The organism is Haloprofundus marisrubri, from assembly GCF_001469955.1.
GTDB lineage: Archaea > Halobacteriota > Halobacteria > Halobacteriales > Haloferacaceae > Haloprofundus > Haloprofundus marisrubri.
The window spans coordinates 381,726-398,674 of sequence record NZ_LOPU01000016.1 but is presented as its reverse complement, the minus strand read 5'-3'; the positions used below and the strand labels follow the sequence as shown (position 1 = coordinate 398,674).

Sequence of the window (16,949 nt, the reverse complement as noted above, 5' to 3'; positions counted from 1 at the left end):
CCGACATGAGCAACACGAAAACGACAGATTCGACAACAGCCGAACTGACTATCGAACGCTGCACCGATTCGCGCGAGTGGAATCGGTTCGTCGAACGAGTCGATGGACCGCCGTTCGCGCTGTGGGGGTGGGGAGACGCCGCTGCGACGTACGGCCACGACCGGTGGTATCTCGTCGCTCGCAAGAACGGCGATATCGTCGCCGGACTCCCGCTCGTCCACATGGAGAGTCGGCTCTTCGGGTCGAAACTCGTCTCGCCGCCGTACGGCGAGCGTGGGTCGCTTTTGGTCGGTGACGCCGATGGCGAAACCGACCGGACTATCGACCATCTCCTCGAACGGACACGGGCGCTGGCGGACGCACTCGGTGTCGACTTCGTCAGCCTCCGTGGGAGTCGCGTCGCGGACCTCCCCAAGTTCGAGCAGAAAAATCGGTTCGTCACCTTCCGTGTCCCACTTGACTCCCCGTCGGAGGTGTGGGATGGAGTAAAAGACAGTCGACAGCGCCAAGTCTCGCAGGCCGAGGATGCGGGACTCACCTATCGAGAAGGTGACTCGCTGTCCGACCTCGAAGCGTACTATCGGCTGTCGTTGCGGTCGATGCGAGGTCACGGAACGCCACCGCATTCGTTCGCGTTTCATCGAACCATCTGGGAGGGACTCGGCGACGACAACGTTCACCTCGGGATGGTCGAACTCAACGGCGAGTTGATAAACGCAATTTTGGACTTTTCGCTCGGGTCGACCGTCTACCAGTGGGGTGTCGTCAACGACTACGAGTACCGTGATTTGAACGGGGGCAGCCTCGCACTCTGGAAATCACTCGAACGTGCGAGCGAGGCGGGCAACGAGAGCTACGAGTTCGGCCGAACGCGCGAGGGGTCGGGCGTCTACCTGTTCAAGAAGAGCTTCGGCGGACAGAAGACGTGGTACGACGACTACCACTACTTCCCGACCGGGACCGGCGAACTGCCGCACCCCGACGACGACACGTACGACCGGGCGAAGGACGTGTGGCAGCGACTGCCGATTCCGGTGACGCAGTACGTCGGACCGCGGATTCGGGGGCAGATTAGCCTATGAGCCTGCACATCGCCTACGTCGTCGGTCAGAGTACCGGCGGACTTCCACACTACACCGCTGAACTCGCTAACGCCGTGTCGAAACACGCCGAGGTGACCGTGTTGAAACCCGATGAGACGACCGCAGACGACATGTTCGACGACCGGGTCGAGGTCATCGACGCGTTCAAACCGATCAGCGTCTCGATGCCACAGCTCTACAGCTTCGATGTCAACCCGCTCGACTTCGTCCGCGGAATCCGGTCTTACGACAACCTCAAACTTCTCGACGAAGTCGACCCCGATATCGTCCACGACCCGTCCGACCTGTTCCCGCAGATGAAGCTCTATGCAGCAAGACACAACGTCGGGGAACGCTGGCCGTTCGTCGTCACGCGACACGAAGTAGTGGTCGACCGGTTCTCGCTCTCGCGGCCGCCGGTGTTCGCCGAAGAGATGTTGCTTGCCGTACTCCCGGACGTGTACGAATCGCAGTACATCGTCCACTCGGGCAAACAGAAAGAAGCACTGGCCACACACGGAATCGACAGCGACATCATCGATGTCATCCCGCACGGAGCGTACGAGGTGTTCGGAACGCACGAAGACGTCGACGTCGACGTCGACTCGAACAGTTTGTTGTTCTTCGGTCACATCGTTCCACCGAAGGGTCTCGACACACTCGCGGCAGCGATTCCGCTGGTCAAGCGTGAGGTTCCCGACGTGAAGCTACTGGTTGCCGGTGAAGGGAACCTCCCGCGTAAGCTCAAACAGTTGCAGAAAGACCATCCCGAGAACGTCGAGGTGCACAACTACTATCTACCGAACGACGAGGTCAAGAATCTCTTCGGACGCGCCAAGATCGTCGTCGCGCCGTATCGCAGTCAGGGCGGCACGAAGGGTCACAGCGGCGCGGTATCGACGGCGTTCTCCTTCGGAAAACCGGTCGTCGCGTCGACGGCCGGAGAGTTCCGTGAACAGGTCCAAGAGAGTGGTGCCGGGACAGTTGTCCCGCCAGAGGACCCCGAAAAGCTCGCAGAGGCGCTCGTCGACGTGCTACAGAACGACGAGAAGCGAGCGTCGATGGGAGAAAACAGCCTCAAAATGGCTGAACGGCTATCGTGGGAGAGCATCGCTGAACGACACCTCGGACTGTACGAGCGACTCGCCGAGCGCCAGCGCGCAACCCACTCACCAGCAGCAAGCAAATGAGAAAACAGAATGCAGAGAACGTAGAGAACCGTCGAACCCTGACTACCCGACGAAATCTGCTGAAGTCGGGTGCAGTAGCCACAGCCCCCCTCACCGTCGGATGTCTCACAACAGGACGCCACGGTCCGCTCGACACCATAGTAGACAGCGTACAACAAGAGGAACCGCCGACCGCACCGGGAGACAAACCGGTCGACACGTCCGATATGACGCTCGTCTTCGAAGACTGGTTCGAGGGCGACTCACTCGACCGCTCGAAGTGGCGAACGAAGTTCCCGTGGGACGCTCGGACACACAACTTCGACGCCTACGCCGCCGACGAGAACGTCTCCGTGAACGACGGTAGACTCGTGCTCAGAGGCGAGAACAAACCACAGGGAGGAAAGTCGTACACGACCGGCGTCGTCTCGGCGAAGTACATCTTCAGTCCCGGCTACTTCGAGGGTGTGATGAAGGTGCCGCCGCGGTTTCCCGGGTCGTGGCCGGCGTTCTGGCTCACCTCCGCGTCCTACTGGCCGCCGGAGGTAGACATCTTCGAGTTCTTCGGTGACGACCCGGAAGTGTACATGACGTACCACTACGAGGGAGAAGGAGAGGGGAGCGAACAGGTCCGAGAGACGTACGAAGGACCCGACTACAGCGCCGACTATCACGAGTTCAGCGTCGACTGGGACCCGCCGTATCGTGTCGTCTGGTATATCGACGGTGAAGAACGGTTCCGCTACACGGGCGACAACATCAAGTTCGAGAACATGTACTTGATTCTGAACTTTGGCCTCGGTGCTGAGTTCTTGGGGTATCCGAGTCCGGATGACCTCCCGGCAACCTACGAGATCGAGCGCGTCAGAGCCTGGGAGCGGTAGCGAGAAAAAATGCGGCGTGGCGTTCTGTTGTCGGTGCTCGGGTGTAACTCCCGGGTTCAGTTCGTGAAGTCGGTCTCCGCGCCGTCGAGCGTTGTGACGACGTCGCCGCCGAACGCCGAGACGTCGGTAATCTCGCCTTCGAGGAGCCAGTACGCGTCGGTTCCGCCGACGACCTTGCCGAAGATTTTGCTGCTGCCCACTTCGTCGTCCGGGTTAATCGAGGAGCGGGGAACGTCGGCTTTCAGCAGTCTGCCCGTAGATTCGACGATGTACTTGACGAGGCCGTTACTGTCGGCCGAACGCCGGACACGGAGCAACTGAACCGGTTGCCCGTTAACAGAGACAGCGGCGTCGCCGTCGAGTGACAGTGCTTCGAGTTCGCCCTCGAAGCCGAAGGTAGCCTGACCGTTGCTCACTGAACCACTCGCAGAGCCGCTCGAAATCGACGCCTCGTTGCTCGCGCCGCTGTCGGCTTCGAGGCTTCCGCTAACGGATAGCTCGTAGTTCGTCGTTCCCGAGGACCCGCTGGTGTCGATGGTGAGCGTGTTCGGCAACGACGAACCCGTCTCGTCGTCTTCGCCGGTGTCGCCTCGTCCGTCGCTCTCCGCTTCCGGCAGCGTGTCGGGGTCGACGTACTGGTTGTCGATAAACACCTGCAGCGGACCGCTGTAGTCGAACTCGGTTATCTCGCCGTCGTACCAGAACCCCGGCAGGTCGTTGCTGCGCTCGGTAACCGTCCCGCTTGCGGAGGTTCGGTCGTCTGAGACCGTGTACTCCGCGGAGAAGTTCGTCTGCAGGTCGATGTTGCCGCCGCTCGCGGAGAACTCGAACGACGCTTCACCGCCGTCGTACTCCGAACGGAGCCAGAGGAAATGTTCTCTGGCTTCGGAGTCGTCGCCGCTGGAGTCCCCTTCGGAGCCGTCAGTGTTGTCGGAGTCGTCGGTGTTGCCGGAGTCGTCACCGCTCGAACCGTCGTCCGACCCGCCGTCGGAACTACCGTCGTTACCGTACTCCCAGACGCGGGCCCAGTCGACTACCATCTCTTCGTCCCAGTTGGCCGACCTGTCGGTCGTACCGACGCGGTCGATATGGATGGTGAACATCATGTAAAACGGCGCGCCGTTGTTACACGACTCGACGATGGTGTCGGCGGTGCGTTCGGCGACGAGCTGACCGTCGACGTAGGTACGGATGGCGTCCTCCTGCCATTCACAGCCGTAGATGTGGAAGTTCTCGGTGAGGTCGTCGCCCACGTCGTAGCTTGCGCCGTCGTCCTCGTGGGGGCCGTTCGGCTGCGTGTCCGAGGAGTAGTGGATGTGGTGGTGCGACTCCGTGTAGTCGTCCGAGGAGCCGTCCGTCTGGAACAACTCGACGAAGTCGATCTCCGGCGGCCACGCCTCGCTGTTCGGTTTCGCCCAGAACGCCGGCAGGAAGCCGACGCGCTTGGGGAATTTGATTTTCGCCTCCCAGTAGCTACCGGGACCGAAGTACTGTTTGTCCTTCGTGTTCACCGCGCCCGCCTCGACACCGTTGTCGGGCGACGCGCCGATGCGGAGCTGTCCGTCGGTGATGTTGACGTACTCTTCGGAGATGCTCTCGGGCGAGGCGTTCGTCTCCATACCCCACCCGAACCCAATACCCCAGTTCGAGGTGTCGAGCGACCCGCTGTCGAAGGTGTCCTCGAACGCGAGCGTCCACTCGTCTTGGTTTGCGGGGCCTCCTTCGGTCACGGCTGCGACACTACTCGCTCCGGCACCGATTCCGCCGAGTGCGGCGGCACTCGCACCGGTGAGTTTGAGATAGTCTCGCCGGTCCAAAAGTCCGCTGTCGTCCTCTTTTTCGTCACTGTGCGTCTCGCCTGACAGTTTTTCACGTGCCATGCGTACGACTTCGAGACAGTAGTTGGCACTAATAATTCTTTTCTTTGTGAATGTGTTAATGTAGCGGGATTAGTTTTCTGCACCTAGACAATCTAGTCTGAAAAGCAAACATATGTCTAGATATCTATTAGTAATAGTCAAACTGTTAAAAATTCGGAAGAGTCGTCAGTAACCTGCTATAGAACATGTCTGGAAAAAGTTACTGATATCTAGATTTGCGTCTATAGGGCCACTAAATGCTCTAAAACACTTATTGGACTTCTCACTATATCGATAGTAAATATCCAAGGAAAGTATTATTAGATAGTTGTTCTTTCTTGACTGAGTCAACGTAGGCGGGTCCGAAATATCAGAAATTCATTTCTTTCTTCGCCGGTTGCAGTTCCTGTCGGAGTCCTACACGAAACAGACGTTCGTCTGGGTGATTTCTCGTCGCCTGAGCCGACCGAACTCTCAGATTTGAGTCATATCCCGGCAATCTGGGGAATCACTAACATCGTTCGGAGACTCTACGGCATATGTGGCCTTGGGGGCATCTGGCGTTCGGGTACGTCTGGTATTCGGTGTGGAGTCGGGCGACAACACGGAGACCACCGACCGGTCTTTCGACCCTCGCGGTCGCACTCGGCACACAGTTTCCGGACCTCGTCGACAAACCGTTAGCGTGGACGTTTGGGCTGCTTCCGAGCGGGCGTTCGCTCGCTCACTCGATACTCACCATGGCACTCGTCGTAGCTGTGCTCTACGTCATAGCCCGGAAGTACCGACGAACCGACCTCGTCACCGCGTTCGGCATCGGTTACGCGTCGCACCTCGTTGGTGACTCGCTTTCCGCGTTTCTCGAAGGCGAGTACGGAGAGCTAGCGTTCCTGTTGTATCCGCTCATGTACACCGACTACGGTGTCGAGTACGGCTTCCTGTACCGCGTAGCACAACTGGACGTCGGTGACTTTCTGGGCCCTCAGTTTCTCGTCATTCTCGCCGTCGTGGTCCTCTGGATACTCGATGGAACACCGGGACCGGGAGCGCTCAAATCACTCTTAAAACATGCGTACTACAGACTCACCGGAACGAGAGCGAGCGAGTCAGAACACGGCAGTTGATGTCGTTTCAGCGTCCGCAGTTGGCAGACTCACGCCATCGCGGTAGCCAACGACGGTCGGTTCCTTTCCCGGTCGGTCAACACCGAGTGTGACGGTGGAGAAGCCGAGTCTCTGCAGTCGGCTTCGCAACTGCTCGGCGTTGCCGTGGGCTTCGGCGTAGACGAGTCGGCAACGGTCGGCCGATAGCGACTCTTCGAGACCGTCGATAACGGCCGTTCCTGTCCCTTGGACGTCGATTTTCACGACGCTTGGTGCGGGAATCTCGCCACGTTCGACGAGCCAGTCGCCCGCCACCGTGTCGATGGAGAAAGAGCCAATCGGGTCGCCGCTGGGATAGTCGGTGTCGAGCGAGCCGTGTTGTGCCCCCGCTTTGTCGGTGTCGTACAGGTAGAACGTCGCCGTCTTAGGACGGTCCGAAAGCGGCCGCTGTTGGACCGGGGTGTCGATGCCGTTCGCCGCGAGGTTGATGCGCAATCGTTCGACGTTCGGCGGGTACGGCTCGAAGGCGACGACGGTGCCGTCGGTCAGCAGACTATCGACGAGACAGCTGTAGATACCGATGTTCGCGCCGATATCGTAGAACACGTCGTCCGCCTCGGTGTGTGCGAGTAGGTGTTTGAGCACTGCCTCCTCGTCCCAGATTCTATTTTCGATGTTGTTCCACTCCATAAACGTCGCCGGGCGGAAAACAGCGCTTGCGTCGTCAACAGTGAGATGATACGTCGGTGAGACTCGCAGATACGCGTTCACTGCGGACTGATACAGCTTCACACCGTACGTGTAGGCGGGAGTTCCCCATAGCAGGTCCGCGAGTGAGCCTACGAGCGACATAGCTACCGAGTCAGTAGCCATCTACTAAGCTTTTCGTCATATTATCGATATGACAATGTCTGGGAATGGGGCTCCTGTCACGTATGTAGACTTCGTCGGAGAGAACTGCTCTTGGTACTGGTTACGGAACCCACCGCAATCATGTCGTAAGACCGACTTTCCCGTTCACGCGAATAGACCTTAATTACCTGTCACATTGTGATTCCCCACAGCACATGAGGTGTTCACGAAAATGACAACGACTACCGGACAGTGGAACTCGATTATCGTTCCCGCGAATTTCTCGATAAACGCCGTCGCCTGTCTCCGGTCGCTCGCGCCACGAGACGTCCACACCATCGTCGTCTCCGAACACGACGACGTTCCGGCGTTCGCCTCGAAATACTGCGACGAGAAAGTACTGATGCCGTCACCGTACGACAACTTCCCGGCCTACAAGGAGTCGCTTCTCGCGCTGGCGGCCCGCCCAGACGTGCGGACGGTCGTCCCTACGCGGGAGATGGACGCGTACATCCTCTCGAAGTACCGCGAAGAGTTTGCAGAACACGTCACTGTCGGATGGCCTTCGTTCGATTCGCTTCGGACTGCTCAAGATGGCAAGGAGCTGGCGGAGACCGCAGAGGAACTCGACATCCCCGTTCCGAAAACCGAGGTTCTCGACGAGGTCACCGACTGGAACCGTAAACTCATCGCCAAACAGCGGTACTCGCTGCTCGCCGAGGACTACGTCGACTTTCTCGAACCGGGGACGTGTGAGGGCAGAATGGACCCGATATATCTCGAATCCGGGTCCGAACCCGATACGGACGCAGTCATCGAGAAGATGCTCGGTCACGTCCCTATCACCCAAGAAATCGTCACGGGCATGGAGTACTCGTTCCGTGCACTGTACGAGAACGGTGAACCGGTTGCGACGAGTCTTCGACGACAACTACGCGGGAAGACGTACGCAGGGGGGATGAGCGTGTTCCGCGAGATGACTCACGACCCCGAAGTCGAAGAACTCGGCGAACGACTGCTGAGTCACCTCGACTGGCACGGCTTAGCCTCGGTGCAGTTCATCAAAGACCACGAGACAGGAGAGTTCTATCTCCTCGAAATCAACCCGCGAATCTGGGCGTCGGTGCTACTCGACGTGCGCGCCGGTGCCGACTACCCGTACAACTACTGGCTCATGACGCAGGGTCAGACGGACGAGATTGACCCGGGGTACCAAGAAGGCGTTGCTACACACCTCCTCGCCGGAGAAATCCAGTATCTCTGGAGTGTGCTGCGGTACAACTACCCGAACGTCGACAAACCCTCGATTCGGACCGCTACCTGGGAGGTTGCGTCGTCGATATACGAACATCCGCACTTCGACTTCGTGAGTTTAGACGACCCACGACCGTTCGCACAAGGCGTTCTCAACACGCTATCGCGGGGTCGATAACTCGATGTCGGCGCACAGACGCGCCGTACTCGGGGACACCAAACGGTCGAGGACACACAGGGCGTTGCGACAGTATCGAACCCGAACACTCGCAGAGCGGGCAGCTACGATAACACGGGACTAACACATGGATATCGGTCGCTCATCGTTCAACATGATTCTCTCGAAGGGCGGCGGCGCCCTCCTGATGTTCGCCGCTATCACCTTCTTCGCACGGAGTCTGGACTCTACACAGTTGGGGATTTTCTTCCTTTTTTTCGCCGTACAGGGGCTTCTCTCGATACCGGCCGATTTAGGCCTCCGTGGTGCACTGGAGAAACGACTCAGCGAAGGACGAAACCCGGAGACGGTACTCGGGTCGGCGGTCGCGTTCAAGTTGGTTTTACTGACGATAGTGTCTCTCGGGATATTCGTGTCCCGTCCGTGGTTGAACGACTATCTCGGTGCGGACCTCGCGTATCTGCTCATCGCCACCGTTACACTTCGGGAACTGTCGCTTCTGTACATCCACGCGGTTCGCGGCGAACTTCGGGTCGGTGAGACTGCCTCTATCGAGTTCGCCCGACGACTTACGTGGGTCACCGTAGCGATACTGCTCATCACGTTGGATTTCGGCATCCGAGGTATCGTCTACGGTCTCATGTTCGGGTCGGTGGTCGCGTTCGTCTGGGCGTATACCAAATGCACCACGAGTATTGGCAGACCCTCGATGGCAGAGACGAAATCACTCTTCGTCTTCTCGAAGTACGACACCATCAACTCCGTCGGTGCCGAGATCTACCAGTGGATGGACTCGGCGTTCATCGGGTTCTTCCTCGCCGCGCAGTTCGTCAGCGCCTACGAAATCGCGTGGCAGATTACCCTTCTCGTCATCATGGTGAGCAAGTCCATATCGCTGACACTGTTCCCGCAGATAAGTCAGTGGAACGCCACCGCGTCAATCGACCGAATCGAGGAGACGGTGTCCACGGCCATCAGTTTCGCCGTCTTCGTCTCTATTCCGGCGATTATCGGATCGGCGCTCTACTCGACGGAGATTCTGCGCTACATCTTCGGTCCCGAGTACACCATCGCCTCGCTGGTGCTCGTCATTTTGATGATAGAGAAACTGTTCCAATCGTTCAACGACGTCGTCGGCGACTCCGTCCGTGCAATCGACCGACCGGACCTCGCCGCGAGGGCGACAGTCGTCTCTGTCGGAATCAACTTGGTTCTCAACCCGGTACTCATCGTCTCCATCGGGTTCGTCGGTGCCGCCATTGCGACGACGGTCTCGTGGATGGTAAACACGGTTCTTCATACGAAGTATCTCTCACAGTACATTACCATCGACATCCCGTACCGACTCGTCGGGTGGTACGCCGTGATGTCGGTCGTCATGGGTGGTATTCTGTTTGCCGTAAAATCGGCACTCCCTGTCACCGGCCTCGTGCTCTTGGTTGCACAGGTCGGACTCGGCGCAGCCATCTACCTCGTCGCATCGGTCGTCATCCCCGACGTACGGAGACAAATCGTTCTTCCAGGGTTGCGGGTTATCGGCTCACAGGTCGATTGGCGCTAACAGTGACCTACCTTTGCGATGTGATAGTCAGCTACGTATGACCCATCGACCAAAGTGAGAGAAATTATATATGAATCAGTCTGGTAAATCTCTTGAAACTGGGCTGTCACGATGTTTCCTCTTTGGTAGAAAATAACACAGACGAGGCGAACCTCACACATGTCACGAAATATATCACAGACCACACAGACGGAGATGCCAGTAGAGTGGAGTCCGAAAGCGACAGTGACCTTCATCGCAGGACTGCTTGTCGCGTTCTGGGGAAGTACGCTCGTTCCCGCATCGTCGGAGATACTGCTCGGTGTTCGGATACTCACTGCGAGCGCGCTGTTCCTCTTTCTCCCCGGTGCGCTGTTGGTACGGCTCCTCAACCTCCGAGTCGGAACGTTCGGTCCGTTCACTATACTCTCAGTTGGGCTAAGTTTCGCTCTCGTGGCTATCGTCACCGTACTCTCGGGCCTCACACTCCCGGTATTCGGTGTCAGCGCACCTCTGGCGTTCGTCCCTCTCGCGCTCGTACTCACGCTGGTCGTCGTGGCTCTCGCAGTTCTCGTCTCCTCGACGGAAACGACGTTGCCTCGTCTCAACTACCAGTTGGACGTTTCACCGATGGTTCTGGCACTTGTTGCGTTCCTTCCGGGAATTGCCGCACTCGCCGCTATCGTGATGAACCAGTTCGGGTCCAACCTCGGAATGTACGTGTTCGTACTCGCAACGGCGGCCATCGTGATGCTCGCTTTACTTCAGTTCATCCCACAGCGACTCTATCCGTTCTCGCTCTTCGTCGTCTCCGTGTCGATGCTCCTGCATCGGAACTTACTGAGCGGACACGTCATCGGCGCCGACATACAGAGCATGTTCTACACCGCGACAGTCGTCGGCAGCACGCACGTTTGGGGACCGGCCATCGGCGGGTCGTCGATTGCCGTTCCGATGGTGAGCGCCGTCCCCGCTTCGGTGACGATACTCACCGGTATCGAACTGACGACGACGTACAAAGTGGTCTACGTCCTCCTGTTCGCGCTTGCCCCAGTCGGACTGTTTTATCTCACTCGTGAGATTTTCGATACAGAAATTGCCCTGTACGGCAGCCTCTTTTTCACGCTCTACCATCTCTCGTTTTACTTCACACCCGACAAGCAGTTGATCGCCGAACTGTTCGTCGTCGCGTTGTTGCTCGTCTACTTCGGAACGTACTTCGAGACGCTCGGAAGCAAACTCGCGGGCGTACTGCTCGCCGTTGGCCTCATCTACAGCCACTACGGGGTGACGTACGTATTCGGCTTCTCACTTCTGGCCGCTGTCGTCGGACTCTTCGTCGTACAGCGTGTCGTTGGCGACGTCGAACACCGACTCTCGCTTACCTATCCCGTTCTGCTTTTGTTCGGTGCGACGGCGTGGTACGCCTACTCGTCGCCGGAACTCATCGCCACACTCCAGTCCGTCCCGTTAAGTCTCGCTGACCAAGTGGTGACGCTTCTTCGGACGGGCCTCGTAGAGGGGTCTGGCGGGAGTTACGTCTCCGAAGGCTCTGGAACGCTCGACGACATGCATCTCGCTCTCTACATTCTCTTTACGATGCTTCTCAGCATCGGACTGGCGTGGCAAGTGCTCGCCCAACTGTACGAGATTCACACGGGACGGTCGCCCAAGTACGTCGAGTACACCGCACTGGCAGTACCGCTTTTCATCTTCCTCGGGTCGTCGTACTTTTTCACTCTCAATCTCTGGGCCGACAGAGCCTATCAGATTGTATTAGTCGTTCTCGCCCCGTTCATGCCCATCGGTTATCGGGTTCTCGTCGAAAAAGCGGGCGCGCTGAGCCGTCGTGTCACGCCACAGGCCGTCGTTCCGGAAGGAGCGAGTTGGACAGTGTTAGCCGTTCTTCTCGTCATCCTCTTGGCGTTCAACTCCGGGTTCCTGTTCGCAGCTATCGGAACCTCCCACAGTGCGACGTTCAACAGTGACGCACACGACTACGTTTTCAGCAACAGCGAGCGGGCGGGTGCAGGATGGCTCATCGCCAATACGAACGTCTCCGAGACGGAGGCGTACCAAACCGGGGACGTCGAAAGACCACAGGAAATCCCCGTGTTCACTGATATCGTGACTAGTCAGATGCTCAGGTCAGAACTTCCGGAAAGTTACTACAACACCGAGACGAGACATTTCAAAGACGAGTGGAGCCCTCAGTTCGAGATAGAAAACATCGACAGAGGATACGTGTACATCCGCGAACGAGGCGTCTCCGAGACGAACACCGACGTTCCGACGAGCAGGCTATCGAGTAACAACGAGACGGCTGTCACATCCGCACACAACGTCGTCTACAGTAGCGGGTCGGTCACCGTCGTCAGCGTCAGGCCCGCAGCGTTCGCCGACGGGACGATGACCGAAAACGGAACCACAACGAACGAGACGAATCAACAACGTCTCGTCCCGGCAATCGGCGACAGCGCGGACGTCCCGCACCGGACCACACGCGGTGCCTCAGAGAGGGTGTAAGCGATGCAAGAAACGGACTCGACGACGGTAACAGCGAACGGGACGGCAGCGGAGAGACACAACGGGCGCGACACGCCACTTGTCTCCTACATCATTGCGACGTACAACCGCGTCGACAGTCTCGTCGACGCTGTCGAATCCGCACTCGACCAGCGATACCGGCCGATAGAAGTCGTCGTCGTCAGCAACTCGACCGACCGAACCCGCGAGGACAAACTGTTCAGTGACGGCGGCCGACTCGACCGCCACGATGTGCAGTACTACCACTTCGCCGAGCGAATGGGTGCCCCCGGTGCAAAGAACGCCGCCATCGAGCGGGCGTCCGGCGACATCATCGTGCAGATGGACGACGACGCGGTCCTAGCCGACGACACCGCGACAGACGAAGTCCTCAGACTGTTCGACAGTTACGACGACGTCGGAATTTTGGCGTTTCAGTCGCTGGACTACTACAGTGGTGATGTGAAAGTCGACGAGACACCCGACCCCCCCGAGTTCCACATCGAACCCGACGAACAGTTCCGCACGACGAGTTTCATCGGCATGGGGACGGCGTTCCGACGAGAGGTGTTCGAGAAAGCAGGACTGTACCCTGACAACTTCGTCTACGGCTTCGAGGAGATGGACCTCTCGATACGCGTTCTCGACGCGGGGTACGATATCCTCTACACACCCTCGGTTGCGGTGTACCACAAGAAGACTCCCGAAGGACGACTCTCCGACAAGGAGACGAAAGAGCGTCTGGTCGAGAACAGAATCAACATCGCCGTCCGAAACCTCCCATGGCGGTACGTACTGTTCACGACCGTTATCTATTCGGTCTACGTCGTTCTCCTGACGAGAAGCCTCTCGTCTCTCGTCAACGTCTTCCGTCGCCTGTACGAGAAGCGTGACCGTCTACGCGCCGAACGGAACGTCGTCGACCGCGAGACGATAAAACGAATCAAATCGAGTCAGACGATGCTGTTTCTCTGGTGGTACGGCCCGCATCCGAAGCGTATCCTCGGACGAAACGGCAATCTCGGTCGTCTAAAGTGGGAACTGTAGACGGAGTCTCAACGCCGGGCGTCCTGTCTGTCTCCTTTCGGCGCCACTCGACCGGTAACGTCGTATTATCCCGAAAATCGCGTTGCAGCGGGAAATCCGTGGTGAGATCGACCGAGTTGCGTTTTTCGTCACGGTCGGCAGAAGCCGACCCGAATCGTACGGCAAGAGCGTCGTGTTCTCCCTCTGCTTCACTGCTGTGGCTGTACACGGATATGAATGTATATAATCTCACATGTAGTGTAACAACACCGAATACAAACCGATGTACCTGAACGTTTTAGCAAAAATCGAGTATTTCCGACCAGTTCCATCAGTGGTCTCTATCTCTATGTACGCCATAACAAGATATGCCTCTGTCATCAGTCACATGGAGGGACACACGCGATGGATGGGAGCTATATCGAAGACGACTACTCGGGTACAGGAGCGGTACTGGGAGGGGAAGCCTACGCGCTCGGCGTTGTGTTCGACGAGGACGAAGACCAGCATCTGCTTCGTCTTCTCTCACGTGCCGGACAGTACGGCTGCCCGCTGTTGGCGATTCGTCGGGACGGGACCGTGCTGTACGCCGTCGGACTCGACGACGAACCGCTGGAGGTACAGCGGGGAGAAGACTACGCATCGGCCGACGGTGAGACGATACGGGAGACGCTGGTCGATATCGCACAGTCGCACGGCTTCCGCGGACTCGTGGTTCACGAAAACCCCGAGAGGCGCATCGACTTTCAAGCTAGCTTCGACGCACTCGAAACCGACGACTCGTTCGCAGTCGAGTCGCGGCCTCGACTCATCGAGGAGAAACCGGTCGAAGCGCCCATCGTCGTCGGTCTCCCCGCTTACAACGAGGAGAAAGTCGTCGGGTCGGTCGTCGAAGAGGTGCAGAACTACGCCGACATCGTCGTTGTCGTCGACGACGGCAGCAGCGACCGTACCGCAGAGCGGGCCGCAGCGGCCGGCGCAGTCGTCGTGAGACACTCGAGAAACCGCGGCTACGGGGCGGCGTTGCAGACGCTGTTCGTCGAGGGCAAGCAGCGCAACGCGTCGAGTCTGGTCGTCATCGACGCGGACGGCCAACACGACGGCGGCGACGTACAACGGCTCTTGCGGCGGCAACAGGAGTGCAGCGCCGACATCGTCATCGGGAGTCGGTTTACAGGCGACGTAGCGAGCGAGATTCCGCTCTACCGGCGGTTCGGTCTCTGGGTCATCAACACGCTCACCAACCTCGGACTCGGCACGTTTCGCAAGAGCGAGCGTATCGGTGACACACAGAGTGGCTTCCGAGCGTACGGCCCGAGAGCAATCGAGTCTCTCGCCGAAGACGACACGCTCGGGTCGAGCATGGAAGCCAGCACCGACATCCTGTTTCACGCCCGAAAACGCGGGTACGCTATCGACGAAATCGGCATCAAAATTCGGTACGACCTCGAAGACACGTACACCCACAATCCGCTGCTTCACGGCTACTCGGTAGTGAAAGGCGTGCTTCGGCTCATCGAACGGGACCGGCCGCTGACGACGCTCGGCGTGCCCGGATTCATCAGCGCGTTCGCTGGACTGAGCGTCGGATACTGGTCGATGTTCGAGTACGGACAGAGCGGCGAGTTCCCCTTGGCACTCGTTGGACTCTCGGGGCTGTTGTTGCTCGTCGGGTTCTTCGCCAGCGTCTTCGCAATCGTCCACCAGTCGCTGCGAAGCGTCCGGTCTCCGTAGTACGACGAACACGTCCCGTCCCGGTCTACTCCGTCGAGAGGCGACACCACGAAACGCGCGCCGGCGAGCGTTCGCCGCCGTCAGTTCCTCCGACCTCGAACGCTCGCAGTGACTCGAACGTCCGTCAGCCAGTCGGCAGCACCGTCGAGAGTCGCTGTCTCACTTCGTTTACTTCCGAGCGGTCGATAGCGCCGAACAGCACCGCGGCGACGACGAAGACGACGAATCCGACCGGCGGGACTATCGCCAGTTCGAGGATGTCGCCGTTCAGCACGAACGGCAGGCCGAAGACGGGAATCGCGGCGACGAGCGTCGCGGCGACGATTCGCCCCAGACGCAGGTCCGAGATAGGGTCGAAGCCGATTCGGCGCGCGACGAGTACGTGGAACACGACCATCGACCCGTAGCCGATACTCGTCGACGTCGCCGCACCGAGCGTCCCGTACCGGGGGATGAGGAGGAGATTGAGCACCAAGTTGAGCGCCGCCGCCGCACCGGTGGCGAGAATCAACAATCGGAGTTCACCCTTACCCTGTCCGACGGCGAAAATCGGGCGTGCAACGGCGAACCCGAGCGTCCCGGGCAACAGCAGCAGCAACGGGTCGACGGCGGCCAGATACTCCGCGCCGAAGTACAGCGAGACGAACTGGTTTGCGAGCGACGCGATGCCGATACACATGATGGCCGTGATGAGAACGACGTAGCGCGTCGCCCGACTGGTGACGTCGGTGACGGTGTCGACTTTGTCCTGTGACCACCACTCCGACGTCGACTGGAGCAACACCGTCTGCATCGCCGTCGGGACGAACCAGAGGAACTCGGCGACGATGAGCGCGGCGTTGTAGTAGCCGGTCTGTTGCGCGCCCGACAGCGTTCGCAAAAGAATCAGGTCGACGTGGTACAGCGAACTCGTCAGGAGGATGAGAATCACGCTGAACGAGTTGTACGACAGTAGCTCTCTGCGGGGGAACTCCGACGGCACTTTGCGGAACACGGAGCCGAGTGAGACGTACTTCGAGACGTACCAGAACACCGCGAGCGCGACGAGGCCACGGGCGACGACGCGGCCGATGAGCACGCCGACGACGCCCCACCCGATAGCTGCCAGCGGCACCCCGACCAGCGCGAAGATGACCCAACGGGCCATCTTCGTCGGTTCGGAGATGTGCTCGTAGCCGAGTCCCATCAGCGTCCCGCGGCCGATAGCCCACAGCTGTCTGATGACGACCAACGCCGCGAGAATGTAGAAGTACGTCTCGAACTCGGGGGTGAAAAGACGCTCTATGACGCCAAGTTGGAGGACGACCAGAATGATGACCACGGCGGCGAACGCCAGCGCGAGTCCCACCTGCATGTAGTACGCGAAGACGTTGGAGTCCCAGTCGGCGTCGGGGCGCTGTTCTGCGATGTACTTGCGTATCCCGTCGAAGATGCCCGCGTTGATGACGATCATCGTGATGCTGAGCACCGACATCACGAACGCGTAGTTGCCGTACTCCGCGCTCGTCAACACGCGAACCAGTATCGGCGTTATGGAAATCGAGAGTATGAGCACACCAACGTCGGAGCTGAAAATCGAAAGAAACCCACGTACGACGTTCCGTCCCATCTAAGCTACTGTCAGAAGCGTTGGGCATAAGTATAGTGTCGGATACACGTTCACTGACCAGTGTGACTGACTCTCACCCCGTGTCTCGACACACGAGCGAGTCGAAGGGGAGGAAACCCGAACGTCGATATGA

At 58.8% G+C, this 16,949-nt stretch carries 12 protein-coding genes; 9 read left to right on the top strand and 3 right to left on the bottom strand.

Annotated elements, in window-relative coordinates:
* The first annotated feature begins 5 nt into the window (after positions 1-5).
* The 3 genes from AUR64_RS05000 (at position 6) to AUR64_RS04990 (ending at position 3,135) form a co-directional block, all read left to right on the top strand.
* Positions 6-1,082, top strand: a complete 1,077-nt coding sequence (locus AUR64_RS05000) for a GNAT family N-acetyltransferase (RefSeq protein WP_058580823.1) — start codon at positions 6-8, stop codon at positions 1,080-1,082.
* On the top strand, positions 1,079-2,272 hold the full coding sequence (locus AUR64_RS04995) for a glycosyltransferase family 4 protein (RefSeq protein ID WP_240479580.1): 1,194 nt from the start codon (positions 1,079-1,081) through the stop codon (positions 2,270-2,272). Before AUR64_RS05000 ends, AUR64_RS04995 begins: the two co-directional genes overlap by 4 nt.
* Before the next feature lie 206 nt (positions 2,273-2,478).
* The gene (locus AUR64_RS04990) at positions 2,479-3,135 is read left to right on the top strand and encodes a glycoside hydrolase family 16 protein (RefSeq protein ID WP_058580822.1); all 657 of its coding nucleotides are present in this window, start codon (positions 2,479-2,481) and stop codon (positions 3,133-3,135) included.
* Positions 3,136-3,191: 56 nt separating this feature from the next.
* Here AUR64_RS04990 and AUR64_RS04985 read toward each other — a convergent pair whose 3' ends face one another.
* Entirely contained in the window at positions 3,192-5,015 is a 1,824-nt protein-coding gene (locus tag AUR64_RS04985) for a glycoside hydrolase family 16 protein (protein WP_058580821.1), read from the bottom strand.
* 518 nt (positions 5,016-5,533) lie between these two features.
* Between AUR64_RS04985 and AUR64_RS04980 the strand changes: the two genes are divergently transcribed.
* Positions 5,534-6,118, top strand: coding sequence for a metal-dependent hydrolase (locus tag AUR64_RS04980; RefSeq protein WP_071391208.1), 585 nt, complete (start codon positions 5,534-5,536; stop codon positions 6,116-6,118).
* On the opposite strand, the gene AUR64_RS04975 is transcribed toward AUR64_RS04980, so the two are convergent.
* Positions 6,101-6,949, bottom strand: a complete 849-nt coding sequence (locus AUR64_RS04975; RefSeq protein WP_058580819.1) for an FkbM family methyltransferase — start codon at positions 6,947-6,949, stop codon at positions 6,101-6,103. The genes AUR64_RS04980 and AUR64_RS04975 overlap by 18 nt on opposite strands.
* 232 nt (positions 6,950-7,181) lie before the next feature.
* Between AUR64_RS04975 and AUR64_RS04970 the strand changes: the two genes are divergently transcribed.
* From AUR64_RS04970 to AUR64_RS04950, 5 genes are all read left to right on the top strand, one after another.
* Positions 7,182-8,381: a carboxylate--amine ligase gene (locus AUR64_RS04970; protein ID WP_058580818.1), complete on the top strand. Its 1,200-nt coding sequence runs from the start codon at positions 7,182-7,184 to the stop codon at positions 8,379-8,381.
* Between the two features lie 127 nt (positions 8,382-8,508).
* Positions 8,509-9,942 (top strand): flippase, encoded by a 1,434-nt coding sequence (locus tag AUR64_RS04965; RefSeq protein WP_058580817.1) that lies wholly within the window; start codon positions 8,509-8,511, stop codon positions 9,940-9,942.
* 159 nt (positions 9,943-10,101) lie between these two features.
* A complete protein-coding gene (locus AUR64_RS04960; RefSeq protein ID WP_082230586.1) occupies positions 10,102-12,447 on the top strand; it encodes a DUF2206 domain-containing protein in 2,346 nt (781 codons plus the stop codon).
* A gap of 3 nt (positions 12,448-12,450) precedes the next feature.
* Positions 12,451-13,494 (top strand): glycosyltransferase family 2 protein, encoded by a 1,044-nt coding sequence (locus AUR64_RS04955; protein ID WP_082230584.1) that lies wholly within the window; start codon positions 12,451-12,453, stop codon positions 13,492-13,494.
* Positions 13,495-13,878: 384 nt separating this feature from the next.
* The gene (locus AUR64_RS04950) at positions 13,879-15,207 is read left to right on the top strand and encodes a glycosyltransferase family 2 protein (protein WP_058580815.1); all 1,329 of its coding nucleotides are present in this window, start codon (positions 13,879-13,881) and stop codon (positions 15,205-15,207) included.
* A gap of 124 nt (positions 15,208-15,331) precedes the next feature.
* Here AUR64_RS04950 and AUR64_RS04945 read toward each other — a convergent pair whose 3' ends face one another.
* The gene (locus tag AUR64_RS04945) at positions 15,332-16,816 is read right to left on the bottom strand and encodes an oligosaccharide flippase family protein (RefSeq protein WP_058580814.1); all 1,485 of its coding nucleotides are present in this window, start codon (positions 16,814-16,816) and stop codon (positions 15,332-15,334) included.
* Positions 16,817-16,949: the final 133 nt, after the last annotated feature.

Bases quoted from the DNA above. Each gene is read 5' to 3' on its own strand.
- AUR64_RS04980 (WP_071391208.1), top strand. From the start codon at position 5,534: ATGTGGCCTTGGGGGCATCTGGCGTTCGGGTACGTCTGGTATTCGGTG.
- AUR64_RS04995 (WP_240479580.1), top strand. From the start codon at position 1,079: ATGAGCCTGCACATCGCCTACGTCGTCGGTCAGAGTACCGGCGGACTT.
- AUR64_RS04950 (WP_058580815.1), top strand. From the start codon at position 13,879: ATGGATGGGAGCTATATCGAAGACGACTACTCGGGTACAGGAGCGGTA.
- AUR64_RS04955 (WP_082230584.1), top strand. From the start codon at position 12,451: ATGCAAGAAACGGACTCGACGACGGTAACAGCGAACGGGACGGCAGCG.
- AUR64_RS04965 (WP_058580817.1), top strand. From the start codon at position 8,509: ATGGATATCGGTCGCTCATCGTTCAACATGATTCTCTCGAAGGGCGGC.
- AUR64_RS04960 (WP_082230586.1), top strand. From the start codon at position 10,102: ATGTCACGAAATATATCACAGACCACACAGACGGAGATGCCAGTAGAG.
- AUR64_RS04975 (WP_058580819.1), bottom strand. From the start codon at position 6,949: ATGTCGCTCGTAGGCTCACTCGCGGACCTGCTATGGGGAACTCCCGCC.
- AUR64_RS04945 (WP_058580814.1), bottom strand. From the start codon at position 16,816: ATGGGACGGAACGTCGTACGTGGGTTTCTTTCGATTTTCAGCTCCGAC.
- AUR64_RS05000 (WP_058580823.1), top strand. From the start codon at position 6: ATGAGCAACACGAAAACGACAGATTCGACAACAGCCGAACTGACTATC.
- AUR64_RS04970 (WP_058580818.1), top strand. From the start codon at position 7,182: ATGACAACGACTACCGGACAGTGGAACTCGATTATCGTTCCCGCGAAT.
- AUR64_RS04990 (WP_058580822.1), top strand. From the start codon at position 2,479: ATGACGCTCGTCTTCGAAGACTGGTTCGAGGGCGACTCACTCGACCGC.
- AUR64_RS04985 (WP_058580821.1), bottom strand. From the start codon at position 5,015: ATGGCACGTGAAAAACTGTCAGGCGAGACGCACAGTGACGAAAAAGAG.